Raw genomic sequence first — 19,331 nt, forward strand, 5'->3', positions numbered from 1 at the left:
AGTAATGGAAAAGATCGAGAGATTAAGAAGTGCGTTTGATGAGGCTGGTATTGACGGTATCGTATTAACGAATGAACATAGCCGTAGATATATGGCGAATTTCACAGGAACAGCTGGTGTTGTATTAATTTCAAAAGAGCGTGCTCTATTTATTACAGATTTCCGTTATGTAGAGCAAGCTAGTAAGCAAGCGGTTGGATATGAAATAGTACAGCATTCAGGATTAATTCTTGATGAGGTTGCGAAACAAGTTAAAGAACTTGGAATTCAAAAGCTAGGCTTTGAGCAAGATACTCTTACATATAGCTCTTACGTAACGCATAATGAAGCGATCGAAGCTGAATTCATCCCAACTTCTGGGCTTGTAGAAAAGTTACGCTTGATAAAGACTGATTCAGAGATTAAGATATTAAAGGAAGCTGCACAGATTGCAGATGCTGCCTTTGAGCATATTCTATCATTCATTCGCCCAGGCGTATCTGAAATTGAAGTGTCAAATGAACTTGAATTTTTCATGAGAAAACAAGGAGCAACATCTTCTTCGTTTGATATTATCGTTGCTTCAGGTCTTCGTTCGGCATTACCACACGGCGTGGCATCTGAAAAAGTGATAGAAAAAGGAGATTTCGTTACATTAGACTTCGGCGCTTATTACAAAGGATATTGCTCTGATATTACTCGTACGATTGCAGTCGGTGAACCATCTGATAAATTAAAAGAAATTTATACTATCGTTTTAGAAGCACAACTACGTGGTGTGAACGGTATTAAAGCTGGTTTAACAGGTCGCGAGGCTGATGCATTAACGCGTGATTACATAACGGAAAAAGGATATGGTGAATACTTCGGACACTCTACTGGTCATGGAATCGGTCTTGAAATCCATGAAGCACCAGGTTTAGCGTTCCGTTCTGATACAGTACTTGAACCAGGTATGGCTGTAACAGTAGAACCAGGTATTTATATTCCAGGTGTTGGCGGGGTACGTATTGAAGATGATATCATTGTAACGAGTGAAGGTAATGAAGTAATTACGAAATCACCAAAAGAACTTATTATTTTGTAATACACAGGAGGATTTTTTTACATGATTTCAGTAAACGATTTTCGTACAGGTTTAACAATTTCAGTGGACAATGCCCTTTGGCAAGTACTTGATTTCCAACACGTAAAGCCAGGTAAAGGTGCTGCGTTCGTTCGCTCTAAACTACGTAACCTTCGCACAGGATCTGTTCAAGAGAAAACATTCCGTGCAGGTGAAAAAGTAGAAAAAGCACATATCGAAAACCGTCGTATGCAATACTTATACGCGAGCGGTGAGTCTCACGTATTTATGGATAACGGAACTTATGAGCAAATCGAACTTGGCGAAAACCAAATCGAGCGCGAACTTAAATTCCTAAAAGAAAACATGGAAGTAGCAATTATGACATACCAAGGCGAAGTACTTGGTGTTGAACTTCCAAACACAGTTGAGTTAAAAGTTGTAGAAACAGAGCCTGGTATTAAAGGTGACACAGCTTCTAACGTAACAAAACCAGCTACATTAGAAACTGGTCTTGTTGTACAAGTACCGATCTTCATTAACGAAGGCGAAATGCTTATCATCAACACTGGTGAAGGTAAATACGTTTCTCGTGCATAGTAGAAAAGCACTCGTGATTACACGAGTGCTTTTTTTATAGGAAGTAGGGAAGATAGTAAATTGCGGTTATAACAAAACTAACTGTGACGAGTGAAAGGGTACCTGCAATATATGGAGTGAACACGATTTGAAACGGGCGTATTTCACCAGTTTCAACACCGGTAAAAGTTTTATTCGTTGCATGATCCATATTGTTATTTCTAAAGTTACTCATAATAATTAACCATGTAATTGCAAATATAGCTAAACTGCCAAGGAAAAAGCTCTCCATAAATGACCAACCGACCATTTTTGAAAAAAGATAAATAATAGCTAATTCTACTACAATTGTTAAACTAATTTTCAATACCTTCATATTTTCCCCCCTCATTTTGTGCTTCCAACCAATTTGAAAATTTCTCACGTGATACAACATGCAGTACGCAAGGTGACTTTACTTCTTTCTCCAATGCAGCATGTTCGTCTGGAAATTGTTTTTCCACATGTAATGAAATGTAAGGTAGTTTTTCTTGTGCTTTTAACGAACGAATGTTAGTCGTTTTAGCACCGGCAAATACGTATGTAAGTTGCAAGTCTAAAAAAGCGATTTTAAAGATCTCTTTTTTAGCAGCTTCGTTATATCCTCTTCCCCAATATTGATAGCCGAGCCAACTTCCAATATGTGAGTACTTTTGTTCGTAATTAATGTGTTTAAGTGTAGTGAGGCCAATTATTTCATTTTCTTCATTTACAACCACTCTTGATACGGAGTGTTTTTTTCGTTCCTCTCCAATTGCAAAAAGAATGAATGTTTTTGTATCTTCCACTGATTCTACTTTTAGCCCTAATGCATTTTTTACATGTGGATTGCTTGATAGTTCAAAAATCACATTTGCATATCGTAAATCGAGTGGTAATAAAGTAACTTGCTTCATCGTCTATGCTCTTTTTCTATTAAATATACCATAAAACAATATGAATATTCAGATTTAAATAAAATCGATAGAGAAAAATTATGTTTTTACTTCTGAAATAGACAACCTCTGCATATGGTTGTACAAATATATTCTTTTTGGAATAAGGGTTTTGTTAGTGAACTGAAAAGTAATTGGTAGGAGAGAAGGTGGGAGAATGAAACAATGGCTGGCGGCAATGGAAACATCTGTGCTTGTCATGGGATTGCTTCGGTTGTTTTCAGGTAGTGCGGAGATATTCGCCGCTTTGCTTATGCTCTATGTGAATGATGCGAAAAAAGCATTGTTCATAAATGGTATGTTGGCATTTGTTGGACCGACTGTATTAATTTTAACGATGTCGATTGGCATTGCGAGCGTTGCAAATGAAATTTCTTTTTTGAAGCTCTTTTTTCTAACTCTCGGAATTGGCTGTATTTTTATTGCAGTGTTGAAATAGTAAGTCAAGTATGGTGGGGAGAAGCAGATGAAAGAAGTATTAGAGGTTTTACCAAAAGCGATGAAACAGTTTATTGAAGGCTGTGAACAATATAGCGCGTTAGAAGAAATTAGGGTTCGGATAGGAAGGCCACTTGAATGTATTGCTCGTGGAGAAGTGTTCTTTTATGACTATGTCGTTACAGCAGAGGATGCAATCTACTTATTAAATAAGCTTAGTCAATATTCTATTTATACGATGGAAGAAGAGTTAAAGCGTGGGTATGTTACTTTGCGCGGTGGTCACAGGATTGGCTTAGCTGGAAAAGTAATTACAGAGAAAAGTGCAGTGAAGATGATTCGAGATGTGTCATCATTTAATATTCGAGTTGCCCGTCAAAAAATTGGGATAGCTGAGCCACTCTTATCTTATTTGTACGACTCACGTTGGTTAAACACAATGGTAATTGGTCCGCCGCAAACAGGAAAAACAACACTTCTCAGGGATGTGGCACGTTGTATGAGTCAAGGAGTTCGTTCTTATAAAATTCCTTCTTGCAAAGTGGGGATTGTTGATGAGCGCTCAGAAATTGCCGGGTGTGTAAAAGGGATTCCGCAATATGAGTTTGGTCCACGTGTTGATGTGCTGGATGCGTGTCCAAAAGCAGAAGGAATGATGATGATGATTCGTTCTATGAGTCCGGATATATTAATAGTGGATGAAATTGGGCGTATGGAAGATAGCGAAGCAATTATGGAGGCAGTCCATGCAGGTGTTCAGCTTTTTATAAGCGCTCACGGATTTTCTTTTGATGATGTAATGAAACGACCATCTTTAAAGGCTGTGATGGAGCTTGGCGTGTTTGATCGCTTTATTGAACTATCAAAAGCGAAGGGACCTGGAACTATTGTTCAAGTCAAGGATGGAGATGGAAAGCCTGTTCAAAGGCGAGGAAAGGTTCAAAGCGTATGGTGAAAATATTTGGTGCGGTGTTAATTGTAGCGGTGAGCACTTTCTTTGGTTTTTCGTATGCCAAAAGATATAGTGAACGCCCGCGTCAACTTAGGCTTTTAAAAGCAGCGCTGCAATCGTTAGAAGCTGAAATCATGTATGGGCATACGCCCTTATCAGAAGCAGCAGAGCGCTTAGTAAAACAAATGCCAAAGCCTTTAAACTGGATATTTCAAAGTTTTTCAAAGCGACTAGAAAGCGGCGAACAAACAGTTAGAGAGGCTTGGCTTGAAAGTTTACAAGAAAATTGGAAACTCACTGCATTTAAACAAACTGAATATGAGATTTTGCAGCAATTTGGTGAAACGTTAGGGCAGCATGACCGTGAATCGCAGCAAAAGCATATTCGCTTATGTATTACGCACCTAGAAAGAGAAGAGGGTGAAGCGAAAGCACTTCAACTTCAATATGAAAAGATGATAAAGAGTTTGGGTGTACTAGCAGGACTACTTATCGTAATTTTACTGCTATAGGGGGGAGAAAGACGATGTCCATCGATGTTGGATTAATATTTCAAATCGCCGGAATCGGCATTGTTTTAGCTTTCATTCATACAGTACTAAAAGAGTTAAAGCGGGAGGATATTGCAAATTGGGTGATTCTTGTCGGTTTTGTCGTTATTTTATTTCATGTTGCATTTTTGATTAATACTTTGTTTGACAAGATTAAAAGTGTCTTTCTCTTCCAGTAAAGGAGGCGGTTCGAATCGAGATTTTACAAATTGTCGGATTGGGCCTCGTCGCGACATTTTTAGCAGCTGTGCTAAATCAACATAAATCTAGTATCACTTCTTTGTTTATTGTGTTCATCGCGAGTGTCATGTTTCTGCTGCTAATCGATCAAATTCATTCTATTTTAAGAATGATTGAGCGAGTTGCAAGTGAGGCGAAAGTAAGCAATGTCTATGTAGAGACACTGCTGAAAATTATTGGAATTGCTTACATTGCTGAGTTTGGGGCACAAATTACAAAAGATGCTGGTCAAGGTGCAATTGCTTCAAAAATTGAATTAGCAGGGAAAATTTTAATTCTTGTTATGGCTATTCCTATTTTAACGGTTGTAATTGAAACAATTCTTGGTTTTTTACCTACGGGATAAGGGGGAGTGAATGTTGCAAAGGTTTGGAGCTAAGCTGCTGTTTGCTTGCTTCCTTTTCTTTTCTTTACCAATTGTCGTACAAGCTTCTCCTGTAGAAAAAACCGTCGTAGATCAACAATTGGATAAACTCGGAATCGAAGATGTGAAGCAGTTTTGGGACGGGCTTGTCACAAAATATGGAGGTTATTTACCAGAGAGTCAAAAGGGAAGTTTTATGGAATTTGTAAAGGGCGAAAAGGAATTTTCTATAAAAGAATGGATGATAGGGCTATTAAAATATTTATTTCATGAGCTTGTTGCAAATGGAAAGCTACTTGGAACGCTCATTATGCTCACAATTTTCAGTGCATTATTACAATCATTACAATCTGCCTTTTCGAAGAGTAGCATAAGTAAAATTGCAGATGCCGTTGTATACATGGTGCTAATTATTTTTGCTTTAAATAGTTTTTATGTAGTAATGACGTATGCAAGAGAAACGATTCAAACGATGGTAGATTTCATATTAGCTTTACTTCCTATTCTCCTAGCACTCATAGCGACCGGAGGCGGGGTTGTATCAGTATCCTTCTTCCATCCGATTATCATTTTTTTAATGAATACAAGTGGGCTGCTTATGAACTATATTGTTCTTCCGCTCTTATTACTTGCGACCATCTTAAGCATTGTAAGTACAATGAGTGATCAATATAAAGTTACGAAATTGTCCAAGCTCCTGCAAAATGTAAGTGTTGGGATTATTGGTATCTTTCTAACAGTATTTCTAGGCGTATTATCTGTGCAAGGGACAGCGACAGCAGTTGCTGATGGTATAGCTGTTAAAACAGCGAAGTTTGTAACGGGGAATTTTATTCCTGTGGTAGGGCGGATGTTTACAGAAGCGGCGGATACTGTTATTAGCGCCTCTGGGTTATTAAAGAATACGGTCGGGATTATCGGGCTTGTTATCTTATGTTTAATCGTTGCTTTTCCAGCGATTCAAATCTTTTGTATCGCGTTTATTTATAAATTCGCAGCGGCAGTACTACAGCCAGTTGGCGGAGGAGCTATTATTAAATGTTTAGATATTATAGGAAGAAGTATCATTTATGTATTTGCCTGCTTAGCTATCGTATCCTTTATGTTCTTTTTAAGCATTACTATTATTATTGCCGCGGGGAACATTACCCTCATGATGCGATAGGAGGTGACGAGTATGCAATTTGTTACAGAGTGGATTAGAAATATTATCGTCTTTTTGCTCTTAGCGACGATGCTGCATCTTATCCTTCCTAATTCAAATTTACAAAAGTATGTCAAATTTGTTGTGAGCTTATTGTTAGTCGTTTTAATCTTGACACCGCTATTTAAGTTATTACAAACGGATGTAAATGAAGTGATTGCGAATTTTAATCAAGAAAAATACGTAGCGGACGGATCGATAAAAAATTCAATTGATACAAAGAAAAAAGAAATACAAGCCCTAACACGTGCATATAGTTTAGAAGAGATGGCTGTCAAAATGAAAAAAGAAGTTGGAAAAGAATTTGAGAAAAAGTATGGCGTGACAGTGTCTGAAATAAAAATAATTGCAGCAGAAACTAAGGGAGAAGTAAAAGCGGCAAAAGATATTCAATCTGTTATTGTGACGCTAAAAGAAGCTGAAGTGAAGAAAAACGATGCAATTGAAACAGTAAAGCCAGTTGAAATTAATACGAGAGCGCCTCGGAAAACTTCGAAAGAAACAAATGTGGAAATGAAACAGTTCTTTTCAAGCAGGTGGCAGCTAGAGGATAAACAAATCCAAGTTCAAATGGAGGGGGGACAGGTAGAGTAAATGGACAATAAAGATAAAAACTCGAAATTCTCATTTTTTCGCAACTTATTGAAAGGGGACGAAAAAGATGATAAGGAGAAAGGGAAAAAAGTAACACCTAAGTTTTTGCTTGTCCTACTCATACTTGGAATGTTGCTTATGTTTTTTAGTAATTTCTTTCAACCGAAAAAAGAAGAAGTGCCTGTGTTTAAAGAAAAGACAAGTCAAGATTCAGAAAAAGAAGTGCCGACTTTTGGACAAAAAAAGAGCGAGAACATGTCAGCTGTAGAAAAATACGAAAAAGCATATGAACAAGAATTGAAAGCGGCATTAGAAGATATAACAGGGGTTAAAGATGTGTCTATTGAAGTGAATTTGGACTCATCAGAAGAAAAAATACTTGAAAAAAATATTGTGAAACGATCGCAAACAACAGGTGAAACAGATAAAACTGGAGGGAAAAGACAAGTTGAAGATGAATCAACTGATGAAAAAACGGTGATTATACGCGAAGGTGATAAAGAAACCCCGATTGTATTGCGAACAGAGAAACCAAAAGTGAGAGGTGTCCTTGTCGTAGCAAAAGGGGTGGATAATATACAAGTAAAAGCAATGGTAAAGGAAGCGGTGACACGTATGCTTGATGTACCATCACACCGCGTAGCAGTACTACCAAAAAAGGGTTAGGGAGGAAATGAAGTGTTGAAAAAACAAACAGTTTGGTTACTAACAATGCTAAGTTTAGTTGTTGTGTTATCTGTTTATTATGTAACAACGCCTGACAAAATGAATACTGCAACACCAACAGCGGGTGAAAAGGTTGGACAAGAAAAGCAAGGTGTTGAAAAAGAAGTGACAAAAGAAACGACAAAAGAAACATCTAATAAAGAAGCTACTCCAAAAGAAACAACGAAAGAAACATCGGGCAAAGAAACAGAGAAAAAAGATGATAGTAAAAAAGAGACAAGCAAAAAAGAAGGCAATGTAACAGTTCAATCAAGTGATGAAAACTTTACAGCACTTCGTTTGAAAATGGAAGATCAACGCAGTGCAGAGAAAGAAAAATTACAAGATGTTATGAAATCAACGAAATCTTCCGCTGAAGAAATAAGTAAAGCGAAAGATGAATTAAACGCAATCGATCAGATGGAAACAAAGGAAGGGTTGCTTGAAACAGTTATTAAATCACAAGGTGGCTATAAAGATGCGCTTGTAAGGGCTGATGGAACTGATATTAAAGTAACAGTAAAAGCTACGAAGCATTCTCAAAAAGAAGCAAATAAAATTATCCAACTTGTTCGTGCTGAGGCAGGATCCAAGGATGTAGGCGTCAAGTTTGATCCAGTAAAATAAAATTTAAATATGTATTACGAGCTATGATAAGCTGGAGGATTACTACTCGCGAACAGCCGGATAGAAAAAGCTATCGTTTTCGATAGCTTTTTTCTATTTCATCTTTTTGTGCTATTTCAATGTTTTCTCCTCGGAAAGGAGAAATGCGCTGAGAGTAAAAAATTAAAGGTTCGTGGTAATGGTGGTTGCTTTTTCCGTATTTTATATGAGTGAAGACAACGATGAGCCAGATTAATACAGCTGGTAAGAACAAGATGAGCCATATCATGTTTCTGCACCTCACTATTAAGATATTTTACTTTACTTTGAACATACTATTCGTATGTGAAGGAAGGATGAACGGCTTGTAAATAAAAAAATAATATTTTGTAAAATATGTTGTTGTACATAGTTAAAATGAGATGAGAATAATAAGTCAGGAGCTCTATATTTTAAATGGAAAAAGAGAAAAAACATGTTTTTTATGAAGTGGTCTTGCCAATTTTGAGTGAAACTTGGTATTATTACTAGGTAATAAATTATTTAGTGGAATAATATTTTTTACAGGAGTTTCGATTTATCGTAAAGAAATATAAATTGGAATGTTGAAAATATTTATCGTAAGATGAGAGTAGCAAAAGTTTCTATTAGTAAATGTTATAGGAATGATTTCTCTAGTAGAATGAATCGTATCTTTACAGACAACATAGTTTGCTTTTATATGTTCAGTATCTGTAAGAACGGGACAAACAAGTGTATGGGAGTGGATTTTATATGTTTAAAATTCAAGAAGTTCGTGAATTAATTAAGTTAATTGATAGCTCTAACATTGATGAATTTGAATACAAAAAAGATGGTACGACAATTAAAATGAAAAAGCGTGGGAATGAAGTTGTGTCTGTACAGACAACACCAGTAGTGAAACAAGCATTACAAACGCAAGCGGTAGAAATGGAAACAGCCGTAGCAGCGGCGCAGGTAGAAGCACCGAAGCAGGAAGAGAAGAAAGCTGTTCAAGATGAGAATTTACATACAATCACATCACCGATGGTTGGAACATTCTATGCCTCTTCTTCACCAGATACGCCTGCATATGTAAGTGTTGGGGATCGCGTTTCAGAAGGTACAGTCGTTTGCATCGTTGAAGCGATGAAGCTTTTTAATGAAATTGAAGCAGAAGTAAATGGAGAAATTGTTGAAATTCTTGTGAACAACGGACAACTTGTTGAGTATGGACAACCGCTATTTCTTGTAAAAGCGTAATAAGGGAGTCTTTGTGATGATAAAAAAAGTATTGATAGCCAATCGTGGGGAAATTGCTGTGCGAATTATTCGTGCTTGCAAAGAGATGAATATTGAAACAGTAGCTATTTATTCAGAAGCGGATAAACAATCACTTCATGTGAAAATCGCAGATGAAGCGTATTGCGTTGGGCCAACAATGTCGAAAGAAAGCTATTTAAATTTGACGAATATTATAAGCGTTGCAAAATTAACGGGTTGTGATGCAATTCACCCTGGTTATGGATTTTTAGCCGAAAATGCTGATTTTGCAGAACTATGTCGTGAATGTAACTTGATTTTTATCGGACCTAGCCCAGAAGCAATTTCAAAAATGGGTACAAAAGACGTTGCGCGTGATACAATGAAAGAAGCAGGGGTTCCAATTGTACCAGGTTCACAAGGGATTATAAAAAACACAGAAGAAGCGATGGAACTTGCAAATCAAATTGGATATCCCGTTATTATTAAAGCAACTGCAGGCGGCGGCGGAAAAGGTATTCGTGTTGCACGTCATGAAGAGGAGCTTATAAAGGGAATTCAAATTACACAGCAAGAAGCTAGTACCGCTTTTGGAAACCCTGGTGTATACTTAGAAAAGTACGTTGAAGATTTCCGCCATGTTGAGATTCAGATAATGGCAGATGCACATGGCAATGCGATTCATTTAGGAGAGCGTGATTGTACAATTCAGCGCCGTTTGCAAAAACTATTAGAAGAAAGTCCTTCTCCTGTTCTTGATGCAAATATTCGTGAGAAAATGGGTGAAGCGGCAGTAAAAGCAGCGGTAGCGGTTGATTATACAGGTGCTGGCACGGTTGAGTTTATTTATGAATATAAAACGAAAAGCTTTTACTTTATGGAAATGAACACGCGAATTCAAGTAGAACATCCAGTTACAGAGATGGTAACAGGGATGGACTTAATTAAAGAGCAAATTCGTGTTGCTTCAGGAGAAAAGTTATCGCTACAGCAAGAAGAAGTACAATTTAAAGGTTGGGCAATCGAATGTCGAATTAATGCGGAAAACCCTGCCAAAAACTTTATGCCATCTCCAGGGAAAGTGGAAATGTACTTACCACCAGGAGGATTTGGTATTCGCGTCGATTCAGCTGTTTATCCTGGTTATTCAATTCCACCTTTTTATGATTCGATGATTGCGAAATTAATTGTTCACGGAAAAACACGTGAAGAAGCAATTGCAAAAATGAAGCGAGCACTTAGTGAATTTGTCATTGAAGGCGTACATACGACAATCCCGTTCCATTTACAATTGCTAGATCATCCTGATTTTATAAAAGGGGAATTTAATACTAAATTTTTGGAAGAGCATGAACTTGTGACGCAGTGATACATTTAAAGGAGGTTTTTTTCATGGCTGAACATATGTTAGATATGGGTCAAGATACAACCCTTGGAAAAGTAGAAATTGCACCAGAAGTAATTGAGGTAATTGCAGGTATCGCAACTGCTGAAGTAGATGGCGTAGCGGCAATGCGCGGCAACTTTGCTACAGATGTTGTTGAGAAGTTAGGAAAGAAAAATCACGGTAAAGGCGTGAAGGTTGAATTAGTAAACGACGATATTATCGTTGACGTTTATGTTGTCATGTATTTTGGTGTAGCAATACCAGTTGTTGCACAAAAAATTCAAGATAATATTCGCCAAGCACTCTTTACAATGACGGGTCTTGAGCCGAAAGAAGTAAATATTCACATCGTTGGCGTAACATTCGAAACGCAAAAAACAGAAATCGAGCCAGTATAAGAATGAGAAGGTGCCTTGTCAAATGGGCACCTTTTTTCTCGTTTTATCTCTTCTTACACAAAACCTTCGAATTATTATACTATTTTAAAAAATGAGAAATATAAAAAGGGAATGATGCGTTTTTTCAAAAAACGTACATTGTGATAGGATATGGAACTTGAAGTTAATCTTTTTATTATTTTTCAGCCTTGTAACTCGTGTATGAAATGATAAATTGTGTTATTATCATTGTATTATAAGGTTGAAAAATCAATGAAAACTGTAAGAGTAAGTAAATTGACGGCTTATAAATTATAACAATATAACAAAACATAAGGAAAGACTTGAAGTATAAAGGAGAGTTACAATGAAACGTAGGACGGCTAGAGAAAGAGCCATGCAAGCATTATATCAAATGGATATTACTGGAGAATTAGAGCCGAAAGTAGCGGTGGAAAATACGCTAGAAGAAGGCGAAGAAACAAATGAGTTTTTAGAATCACTTGTTGTTGGTTTTGTAGAACATAAAGAAGCAATTGATGAAGCAATTCGTCAAAATTTAAAAAAGTGGAAATTAGAACGTATTAGTATTGTGGATCGTAGTATTTTACGTTTAGCTGTGTATGAAATGAAGTACATGGAAGAAGTTCCACATAACGTAACAATTAACGAGGCAATTGAAATTGCCAAAACATTTGGGGATGAGGAATCTCGTCGTTTTATCAACGGCGTTTTATCTAATATAAAAGATACACTGTAATTTCTTTAAGGGGGAATCTTAAATGGTAGCAGTAATCATCAAAGGAAATGAAGTTGCGGAGAAAAAACGAGCACAATTAAAAGAAGAAGTTGTGAAGTTGAAAGAGCAAGGGATTGTACCAGGATTAGCGGTTATTTTAGTTGGAGAAGATCCAGCATCTCGTTCTTATGTAAAAGGAAAAGAAAAAGGCTGTGAACAAGTTGGGATCTATTCAGAGTTAATTGAGTTTCCAGATACAATTACAGAAGAGCGTTTGTTAGCTGAAATCGATCGCTTAAATGAGGATGACCGTATTGATGGAATATTAGTACAATTACCTTTACCGAAACATATTGAAGAGAAAGCTATCATTGAAAGAATTTCACCTAAAAAGGATGTAGATGGATTCCATCCAATCAGCGTTGGCCGTATGATGACGGGGCAAGATACATTTCTTCCATGTACACCACATGGCATTGTGGAGTTAGTAAAAGAAACAAATCTTGATATTTCAGGAAAACACGTTGTTGTAATTGGAAGAAGTAACATTGTTGGAAAACCAGTAGGACAGTTATTTTTAAATGAAAATGCGACTGTAACATACTGTCACTCCAAAACGAAAAATATAAAAGAATTATCAAAGCTAGCTGATATTCTAATTGTCGCTGTTGGAAGAGCGAAGATGGTAACAGCTGACTATATAAAAGAAGGCGCAGTTGTAATTGATGTTGGTGTCAATCGTCTAGAGACAGGGAAATTATGCGGTGATGTTGATTTTGAGAATGTATTAGATATTGCTGGCTATATTACACCGGTACCAAAAGGAGTCGGTCCAATGACAATTACAATGCTCCTTCATAATACAGTAGAATCTGCAAAACGCGCAGGAGTTGTTTGTAAATAATTTGAATCGGCTATGAGGAGAGAAAGATGGAAAAGCAATATTTAACCGTTACAGCATTAACACGCTATATAAAAACAAAAATAGAGTATGACCCGCATTTGCAGTCTGTTTGGTTAAAAGGAGAAATTTCAAACTTTAAATGTCATAGCCGTGGCCATATGTATTTCACATTAAAGGATGAAAATGCAAGAATAGCAGCGGTTATGTTTGCGGGTCATAATCGCAATATAAAATTCAGACCAGAAGATGGGATGAAAGTACTTGTAAAAGGGAAAATCTCTGTCTATGAAGCAAGTGGTTCATACCAAATTTATGTTCATGATATGCAGCCTGATGGAATTGGTAATCTTCACTTAGCTTATGAGCAATTAAAGGTTAGGCTAGAGGAGGAAGGGTTGTTTTCTCAAGTGTATAAACAGCCAATTCCTGCATATGCAACAACAATTGGTGTCATTACATCACCAACGGGAGCGGCGATTCGTGATATTATAACGACGATTAAACGCCGTTATCCAATTGGGAATGTGATTGTATTTCCGGTACTTGTACAAGGGGAGTCTGCGGCTCCCTCAATTGTACAAGCGATTCAAACAGCGAATGAGATGAAGGATATAGATGCTTTAATTGTCGGTCGTGGGGGCGGTTCCATTGAAGAGTTATGGGCCTTTAATGAAGAAATAGTTGCACGGGCGATTTTTGCAAGTGAAATTCCAATCATCTCGGCAGTTGGACATGAAACAGACTTTACAATTGCTGATTTTGTAGCAGATTTACGTGCACCAACCCCAACGGCAGCAGCAGAACTTGCAGCACCAAATATAATTGAATTACAAGAGAAAGTGTTACAACGAACCCTTCGCCTGCAAAGGGCAATGCGAGAGATGTTACATAAAAAGCAAGAACAACTGCAAACACTTCAAAAATCGTATGCGTTTCGTTATCCAAAGCAAGTGTATGAGCAAAAAGAAGAACAGTTAGATCGTACTCTTGAACAGCTTATTTTAGTGAAAGAACGCTATGTAGAGAAAAAGGTAAATCAGTTAAAACAGCTCTCATTTTATTTGGAGAAGCATCATCCCTCTCAAAAGATTGTACAAACAAAAACAAGGGTAGAAACGTTGCAAAAGCAATTGCAACGTGAAATGCAAACATTACTGCAAACGAAAGAGTTTGCGTTTATGAGGGCGGCTCAAAAATTAGAGGCACTAAGTCCACTTAAAGTAATGATGAGAGGATATGGGCTCGTATATAGTGAAAAAAAGCAAGTGTTAAAAAGTGTGAAAGATGTCGACCTTGGTGATGTTGTTTCAGTACAATTACAAGATGGAGTGTTAGATTGTAACGTATCGGGCATAGAGGAGCGTGAATTGAACAATGGAAAATAAATTAAGCTTTGAAGAAGCAATTTCTCAGCTTGAACATCTTGTTTCTAAGCTCGAACAAGGCGATGTTCCTTTAGAAGAGGCGATTTCATATTTTAAAGAAGGTATGGAGTTGTCTAAGCTATGTGATGAGAAATTGAAAGATGTACAAGAACAAATGGCAGTTATCCTTGGAGAAGATGGAGAACTTAAACCATTTACTGCTGTAGGAGATGAAGCATAGTGGCATATGTAGCTTTTGATGCTTTTGTGAAAGAAAGTAAAACTTTCGTCGAGGAGCAACTTGCACGCTATGCAAATCAATTACAATGTCCAAATGTACTTCGCGAAGCGATGACATATTCATTGGAAGCAGGCGGAAAGCGTCTTCGTCCGTTACTTTTATTTGCAACGTTGCAAGCGTTTGAAAAGGAAAGAGAACTGGGCATAGGAGCAGCTTGTGCTCTTGAAATGATTCATACCTATTCGTTAATTCATGATGATTTACCATGTATGGATGACGATGATTTAAGACGGGGAAAACCAACAAACCATAAAGTGTTTGGTGAAGCGATGGCCGTTTTAGCGGGAGATGGCTTGTTAACACATGCTTTCCAAGTAGTGACAGCGTATCATCATCAAGACATTTCTACAGAAACAAAGCTAAGACTTGCGCTTGAACTTGCAAAAGCAGCTGGACCAGAAGGAATGGTTGCTGGACAGGTAGCGGATATGGAAGCGGAAGGCAAGCGTCTTGAGCTTAGTGAATTAGAATATATTCATAAGCATAAAACAGGGCGGTTATTAGAATATGCCGTGCTTGCAGGAGCGGTACTTGCAGGAGCAACACCAGAACAAGAGAAGAAACTACTTGCATTTGCAAAATATATTGGTCTGGCTTTCCAGATTCGAGATGATATTTTAGATGTAGAAGGTACGGAAGAAGAAATTGGAAAACCAATTGGTAGTGATGCTTCCAATGAAAAAAGTACATATACGACGTTATTTACTATAGATGAGGCAAAATGTATCTTAGAAGAAACAATTGTTAAAGCGAAAGATGCGATAGCATCTTTACAATTACAAGATGAGTATTTATTATCTATTTGTGATTTGATCGCAAAGCGTAATAACTAATGTAAGAACGTTTTCATTTGTTGAGTCATTTATTATTTTGTGGTATAAATGTAGAAAAAGGTTTTTCTTTTCTTGTTATTGGCAAAAATATATCTAGATTACGTTGCCGTTATCACTTTGTGTTAGCGGCTCTTTTTTCATCGGATAGAGGAGCTATGATTCATGTAGGCTTCTTACTTGAAAGGGATACTTCGTTTTCTAAGAACGTAGAGAAAGATGACGAATTGTCTGTTCAAGCAGGATAGAAAATAGGAATGATATTGAAGAATTTCTTGTGTTGTGCAAATATTTTTTGTGATATTTGACATATTGACAGATTATGAAACGAAAGTGAGTGATCCATGTGGATCTAACGCAAATTCAAAACCCTAGTTTTTTGAAAGATATGTCTATCAGCGAACTAGAGGCATTGAGTGAGGATATTCGGAAGTTTTTAATTGAAGAGCTCTCTCAAACAGGTGGACATATTGCTCCTAACTTAGGTGTAGTAGAACTCACAATTGCTCTGCATAAATTATTTGATAGTCCAAAAGATAAATTTTTATGGGATGTAGGACATCAATCCTATGTGCATAAGATTTTAACAGGGCGTGCAAAAGAGTTTGGCACATTAAGACAATATAAAGGTCTATGTGGTTTCCCAAAACGTTGCGAGAGTGAGCATGATGTATGGGAAACAGGTCATAGTTCGACTTCATTATCTGCTGCAATGGGAATGGCTTTAGCACGGGATTTAAAGAAAACGAAAGAGTGTATTATACCAATTATTGGGGATGGTGCTTTGACTGGTGGAATGGCTTTAGAAGCATTAAACCATATCGGGCATGAAAAAACAGATATGATTGTTATCTTAAATGATAATGAAATGTCAATTGCTCCGAATGTTGGAGCTCTTCATAACGTTCTTGGTCGCCTGCGTACAGCTGGAAAATATCAATGGGTGAAGGATGAACTAGAGTATTTACTCAAGAAAATTCCAGCAGTTGGCGGGAAAGTTGCAGCAACCGCAGAAAAAGTAAAAGATAGCTTAAAATATTTACTTGTATCAGGTGTCTTCTTTGAAGAGTTAGGGTTTACATATTTAGGTCCTGTTGATGGGCATAGTTATGAAAACTTATTTGAAACGCTTCAATATGCAAAGAAAACAAAAGGCCCGGTACTTGTTCATGTGATTACGAAAAAAGGAAAAGGCTATAAACCAGCAGAGAGCGATGTGATTGGAACTTGGCATGGAACAGGACCATATAAAATCGAATCTGGTGATTTTGTAAAGCCAAAAGAAGTTGCACCGGCGTGGAGTGCGGTTGTAAGTGAGACAGTTCGGAAGCTTGCAAGAACTGATGAGCGTATCGTTGCGATTACACCAGCAATGCCAGTTGGTTCTAAGCTTGAAAAGTTTCATCAAGAATTTCCAGATCGTATGATTGATGTGGGAATTGCTGAGCAACATGCCACAACGATGGCCGCTGGGATGGCAACGCAAGGAATGAAGCCGTTTTTAGCGATTTATTCAACATTCTTACAACGTGCATATGACCAAGTTGTTCATGATATATGCCGTCAAAATTTAAATGTCTTCATTGGAATTGACCGTGCTGGATTGGTCGGAGCAGATGGTGAAACGCATCAAGGTGTATTTGATATCGCGTTTTTACGCCACTTGCCAAATATGGTGCTCATGATGCCAAAAGATGAAAATGAAGGGCAGCATTTAGTATATACGGCAATGCAATATGAAGATGGTCCAATTGCCCTGCGTTATGCGCGCGGAAATGGACTTGGAGTTAAAATGGATGAAGAACTCAAAGCTATTCCAATTGGTACATGGGAAACCTTAAAAGAAGGTACGCAAGCAGCAATCTTGACATTTGGTACAACGATTCCGATGGCGCTGGAAGCGGCGGAGCGTCTCGAAAAAGCTGGAGTTTCAGTGAAAGTCGTGAATGCTCGTTTTATTAAGCCGATGGATGAATCATATTTACATGAACTCCTAGGCAAGAATATGCCGATTTTAACAATTGAAGAAGCTTGTTTAATCGGTGGATTTGGTACAGGTGTAGTAGAATTTGCTACTGAGCATGGGTATCATAGTGCTTTAATCGAACGAATGGGAATTCCAGATCATTTCATTGAACACGGTAGTGTTACAAAGTTGTTAGAAGAAATTGGTTTAACGACAGATGCTGTTGTGGACCGTATTCATACAATGATTCCATCAAAACAAAAAAGGGCGTAACAAATGAGTGTAAAAAAAGAAAGAGTAGATGTACTATTAGTAGAACGAGGACTTATAGAAACGCGTGAAAAGGCAAAACGCGCTGTTATGGCGGGTCTTGTATATGCAAATGAAATGAGACTCGATAAACCAGGGGAAAAAATCCCGCAAGATACACCGATTACGGTAAAAGGACAAGTTATGCCATATGTGAGCCGTGGCGGTTATAAGTTAGAGAAGGCATTAGAGACTTTTCATCTTGATTTACAAGATAAAATTATGTTAGATATTGGCTCATCAACTGGTGGCTTTACAGATTGTGCGCTGCAAAATGGTGCGAAGTTATCTTACGCTTTAGATGTAGGGTACAATCAACTTGCTTGGAAGCTTCGTCAAGATGAGCGCGTTGTTGTTATGGAACGGACGAATTTTCGTTATGTAACACCGGCTGATTTAGAGCGTGGCTTGCCGCAGTTTGCTAGCATTGATGTTTCGTTTATATCGTTAAAATTAATTCTTCCAGTCTTAAAAACGATATTGACTCCAAATGGTGATGTTGCGGCTTTAATTAAACCACAATTTGAAGCTGGAAGAGAGCAGGTCGGGAAGAAGGGCATCGTTCGTGATCGTAAAGTTCATGAAGCTGTCGTAGAAATGATTGTTGATTTCGCAATAAAAGAAGGGTATGATGTTGAAAACTTAACATTTTCTCCAATTACAGGTGGGGACGGAAATATTGAGTTTTTAATTCATTTAAAGTGGCATGGTGAACGTGAGATTGGCGAAAAACATTCTCTGGTTTCTGTAGAGCAAGTTGTAACAGAAGCTCATGAGGTCTTAAAACAAAAAGGGAAAGAGGAATAACGGTTGTTGTTCCTCTTTTTGCTGGAATTGTATAATGATTGTAAAAACAATTATGTACAAGTAAACGATTATAAGTTAACATAAATAAGTGAAGTATACCAATATTTAAACTATGGTAAGAGATAGTGTGAGGTGCAAATGTATGAATAAAGGTCAGCGCCATATTAAAATCAGAGAAATTATCGCGAATAAAGAAATTGAAACGCAAGATGAACTAGTTGATATTTTGCGTAATGAAGGCTTTAATGTAACGCAAGCAACTGTATCACGTGACATTAAAGAGTTGCACTTAGTAAAAGTGCCATTGCATGATGGTCGCTATAAATATAGCTTACCAGCAGATCAACGATTTAACCCGTTGCAAAAATTAAAACGTAATCTAGTCGATTCGTTTATAAAGTTAGACACAGCAGGACATATGCTTGTGTTAAAAACATTACCTGGTAACGCGCACGCGCTCGGAGCACTTATTGATCATTTAGAATGGGATGAGATTATTGGAACCATTTGTGGTGATGATACTTGCTTAATTATTTGCCGTACGCCTGAGGATACAGGTGTTGTATCAGATCGTTTCTTAAATATGTTGTAACAAAAGAATCTTGTTTACTCCTTTGCTAAAAGCAGAAAGTAAACAAGATATTTTTTATTATAGGAAAAATAGATGAATGTGAAGTGAAATATGGTGTTTTTCTAGAATGAAGTTAGGAAATCGATGGATTGACCCGTAAAACAAATGTTTGGTACAATGGAGCGGGCTAGAAGAGTAATTTATACATACAATATATATGATAAACGCAGAGTGAAAAGCGCTTAGCGAAAGCCCTTTTTA

General features: G+C 37.3%; 24 protein-coding genes and 1 pseudogene. 22 read left to right on the forward strand and 3 right to left on the reverse strand.

Annotation, left to right across the window (positions count from 1 at the left end; genetic code table 11):
- The first annotated feature begins 4 nt into the window (after nt 1–4).
- The gene (gene pepQ / locus MHH45_RS22775; protein ID WP_016116274.1) at nt 5–1,066 is read left to right on the forward strand and encodes a Xaa-Pro dipeptidase; all 1,062 of its coding nucleotides are present in this window, start codon (nt 5–7) and stop codon (nt 1,064–1,066) included.
- A gap of 21 nt (nt 1,067–1,087) precedes the next feature.
- Nucleotides 1,088–1,645: an elongation factor P gene (gene efp / locus MHH45_RS22780; RefSeq protein WP_016116273.1), complete on the forward strand. Its 558-nt coding sequence runs from the start codon at nt 1,088–1,090 to the stop codon at nt 1,643–1,645.
- 34 nt (nt 1,646–1,679) lie between these two features.
- Here the strand turns inward: efp and MHH45_RS22785 are convergent, their stop codons facing one another.
- Both MHH45_RS22785 and MHH45_RS22790 read right to left on the reverse strand, forming a co-directional pair.
- Entirely contained in the window at nt 1,680–2,000 is a 321-nt protein-coding gene (locus tag MHH45_RS22785; RefSeq protein WP_016116272.1) for a hypothetical protein, read from the reverse strand.
- Nucleotides 1,981–2,559 carry a GNAT family N-acetyltransferase gene (locus tag MHH45_RS22790; protein WP_016116271.1) on the reverse strand — a complete coding sequence of 193 codons (579 nt, stop codon included), beginning with the start codon at nt 2,557–2,559 and terminating at the stop codon, nt 1,981–1,983. Before MHH45_RS22790 ends, MHH45_RS22785 begins: the two co-directional genes overlap by 20 nt.
- 196 nt (nt 2,560–2,755) lie before the next feature.
- On the opposite strand from MHH45_RS22790, the gene MHH45_RS22795 reads away from it, so the two are divergent.
- The 9 genes and pseudogenes from MHH45_RS22795 (at nt 2,756) to MHH45_RS22835 (ending at nt 8,273) form a co-directional block, all read left to right on the forward strand.
- On the forward strand, nt 2,756–3,037 hold the full coding sequence (locus MHH45_RS22795; RefSeq protein WP_003200251.1) for a YqhV family protein: 282 nt from the start codon (nt 2,756–2,758) through the stop codon (nt 3,035–3,037).
- Between the two features lie 27 nt (nt 3,038–3,064).
- A complete protein-coding gene (gene spoIIIAA, locus MHH45_RS22800) occupies nt 3,065–3,991 on the forward strand; it encodes a stage III sporulation protein AA (protein ID WP_016116270.1) in 927 nt (308 codons plus the stop codon).
- Entirely contained in the window at nt 3,985–4,500 is a 516-nt protein-coding gene (gene spoIIIAB / locus MHH45_RS22805; protein WP_016131997.1) for a stage III sporulation protein SpoIIIAB, read from the forward strand. The genes spoIIIAA and spoIIIAB overlap by 7 nt, the downstream gene beginning before the upstream one ends.
- A gap of 14 nt (nt 4,501–4,514) precedes the next feature.
- Nucleotides 4,515–4,718, forward strand: a complete 204-nt coding sequence (gene spoIIIAC, locus MHH45_RS22810; RefSeq protein WP_000020914.1) for a stage III sporulation protein AC — start codon at nt 4,515–4,517, stop codon at nt 4,716–4,718.
- Nucleotides 4,719–4,738: 20 nt separating this feature from the next.
- Nucleotides 4,739–5,125: a stage III sporulation protein AD gene (gene spoIIIAD / locus MHH45_RS22815; RefSeq protein ID WP_077293892.1), complete on the forward strand. Its 387-nt coding sequence runs from the start codon at nt 4,739–4,741 to the stop codon at nt 5,123–5,125.
- A gap of 10 nt (nt 5,126–5,135) precedes the next feature.
- Nucleotides 5,136–6,308, forward strand: coding sequence for a stage III sporulation protein AE (spoIIIAE, locus tag MHH45_RS22820; protein WP_016131996.1), 1,173 nt, complete (start codon nt 5,136–5,138; stop codon nt 6,306–6,308).
- 12 nt (nt 6,309–6,320) lie between these two features.
- Nucleotides 6,321–6,952 (forward strand): annotated as a pseudogene (gene spoIIIAF / locus MHH45_RS22825) (stage III sporulation protein AF).
- Nucleotides 6,942–7,607, forward strand: a complete 666-nt coding sequence (gene spoIIIAG / locus MHH45_RS22830; protein WP_016116265.1) for a stage III sporulation protein AG — start codon at nt 6,942–6,944, stop codon at nt 7,605–7,607. Before spoIIIAF ends, spoIIIAG begins: the two are co-directional and overlap by 11 nt.
- Nucleotides 7,608–7,619: 12 nt before the next feature.
- The gene (locus MHH45_RS22835) at nt 7,620–8,273 is read left to right on the forward strand and encodes a SpoIIIAH-like family protein (protein ID WP_016116264.1); all 654 of its coding nucleotides are present in this window, start codon (nt 7,620–7,622) and stop codon (nt 8,271–8,273) included.
- 70 nt (nt 8,274–8,343) lie between these two features.
- On the opposite strand, the gene MHH45_RS22840 is transcribed toward MHH45_RS22835, so the two are convergent.
- Nucleotides 8,344–8,541: a hypothetical protein gene (locus MHH45_RS22840; RefSeq protein WP_016116263.1), complete on the reverse strand. Its 198-nt coding sequence runs from the start codon at nt 8,539–8,541 to the stop codon at nt 8,344–8,346.
- A gap of 485 nt (nt 8,542–9,026) precedes the next feature.
- On the opposite strand from MHH45_RS22840, the gene accB reads away from it, so the two are divergent.
- From accB to argR, 11 genes are all read left to right on the forward strand, one after another.
- Nucleotides 9,027–9,515, forward strand: a complete 489-nt coding sequence (gene accB / locus MHH45_RS22845) for an acetyl-CoA carboxylase biotin carboxyl carrier protein (RefSeq protein ID WP_016116262.1) — start codon at nt 9,027–9,029, stop codon at nt 9,513–9,515.
- Nucleotides 9,516–9,531: 16 nt separating this feature from the next.
- Nucleotides 9,532–10,884: an acetyl-CoA carboxylase biotin carboxylase subunit gene (accC, locus tag MHH45_RS22850; protein ID WP_088093660.1), complete on the forward strand. Its 1,353-nt coding sequence runs from the start codon at nt 9,532–9,534 to the stop codon at nt 10,882–10,884.
- 23 nt (nt 10,885–10,907) lie between these two features.
- Nucleotides 10,908–11,300: an Asp23/Gls24 family envelope stress response protein gene (locus MHH45_RS22855; RefSeq protein WP_003208459.1), complete on the forward strand. Its 393-nt coding sequence runs from the start codon at nt 10,908–10,910 to the stop codon at nt 11,298–11,300.
- Between the two features lie 346 nt (nt 11,301–11,646).
- A complete protein-coding gene (gene nusB / locus MHH45_RS22860) occupies nt 11,647–12,039 on the forward strand; it encodes a N utilization substance protein NusB (protein ID WP_016116260.1) in 393 nt (130 codons plus the stop codon).
- Between the two features lie 22 nt (nt 12,040–12,061).
- Nucleotides 12,062–12,922 carry a bifunctional methylenetetrahydrofolate dehydrogenase/methenyltetrahydrofolate cyclohydrolase FolD gene (gene folD, locus MHH45_RS22865; protein WP_016116259.1) on the forward strand — a complete coding sequence of 287 codons (861 nt, stop codon included), beginning with the start codon at nt 12,062–12,064 and terminating at the stop codon, nt 12,920–12,922.
- Nucleotides 12,923–12,948: 26 nt separating this feature from the next.
- Nucleotides 12,949–14,307 (forward strand): exodeoxyribonuclease VII large subunit, encoded by a 1,359-nt coding sequence (gene xseA / locus MHH45_RS22870; RefSeq protein ID WP_016116258.1) that lies wholly within the window; start codon nt 12,949–12,951, stop codon nt 14,305–14,307.
- Nucleotides 14,297–14,527 (forward strand): exodeoxyribonuclease VII small subunit, encoded by a 231-nt coding sequence (gene xseB / locus MHH45_RS22875; protein ID WP_016116257.1) that lies wholly within the window; start codon nt 14,297–14,299, stop codon nt 14,525–14,527. The genes xseA and xseB overlap by 11 nt, the downstream gene beginning before the upstream one ends.
- Nucleotides 14,527–15,420: a polyprenyl synthetase family protein gene (locus MHH45_RS22880; RefSeq protein ID WP_003200224.1), complete on the forward strand. Its 894-nt coding sequence runs from the start codon at nt 14,527–14,529 to the stop codon at nt 15,418–15,420. Before xseB ends, MHH45_RS22880 begins: the two co-directional genes overlap by 1 nt.
- A gap of 343 nt (nt 15,421–15,763) precedes the next feature.
- Nucleotides 15,764–17,656: a 1-deoxy-D-xylulose-5-phosphate synthase gene (gene dxs / locus MHH45_RS22885; RefSeq protein ID WP_006095948.1), complete on the forward strand. Its 1,893-nt coding sequence runs from the start codon at nt 15,764–15,766 to the stop codon at nt 17,654–17,656.
- Between the two features lie 3 nt (nt 17,657–17,659).
- The gene (locus MHH45_RS22890; protein ID WP_016116256.1) at nt 17,660–18,499 is read left to right on the forward strand and encodes a TlyA family RNA methyltransferase; all 840 of its coding nucleotides are present in this window, start codon (nt 17,660–17,662) and stop codon (nt 18,497–18,499) included.
- Nucleotides 18,500–18,641: 142 nt separating this feature from the next.
- Nucleotides 18,642–19,091, forward strand: coding sequence for an arginine repressor ArgR (gene argR / locus MHH45_RS22895; protein WP_016116255.1), 450 nt, complete (start codon nt 18,642–18,644; stop codon nt 19,089–19,091).
- Nucleotides 19,092–19,331 lie beyond the last annotated feature (240 nt).

The sequence above is a fragment of the Bacillus sp. FSL K6-0042 genome, assembly GCF_038006685.1.
Classification (GTDB): domain Bacteria; phylum Bacillota; class Bacilli; order Bacillales; family Bacillaceae_G; genus Bacillus_A; species Bacillus_A pseudomycoides.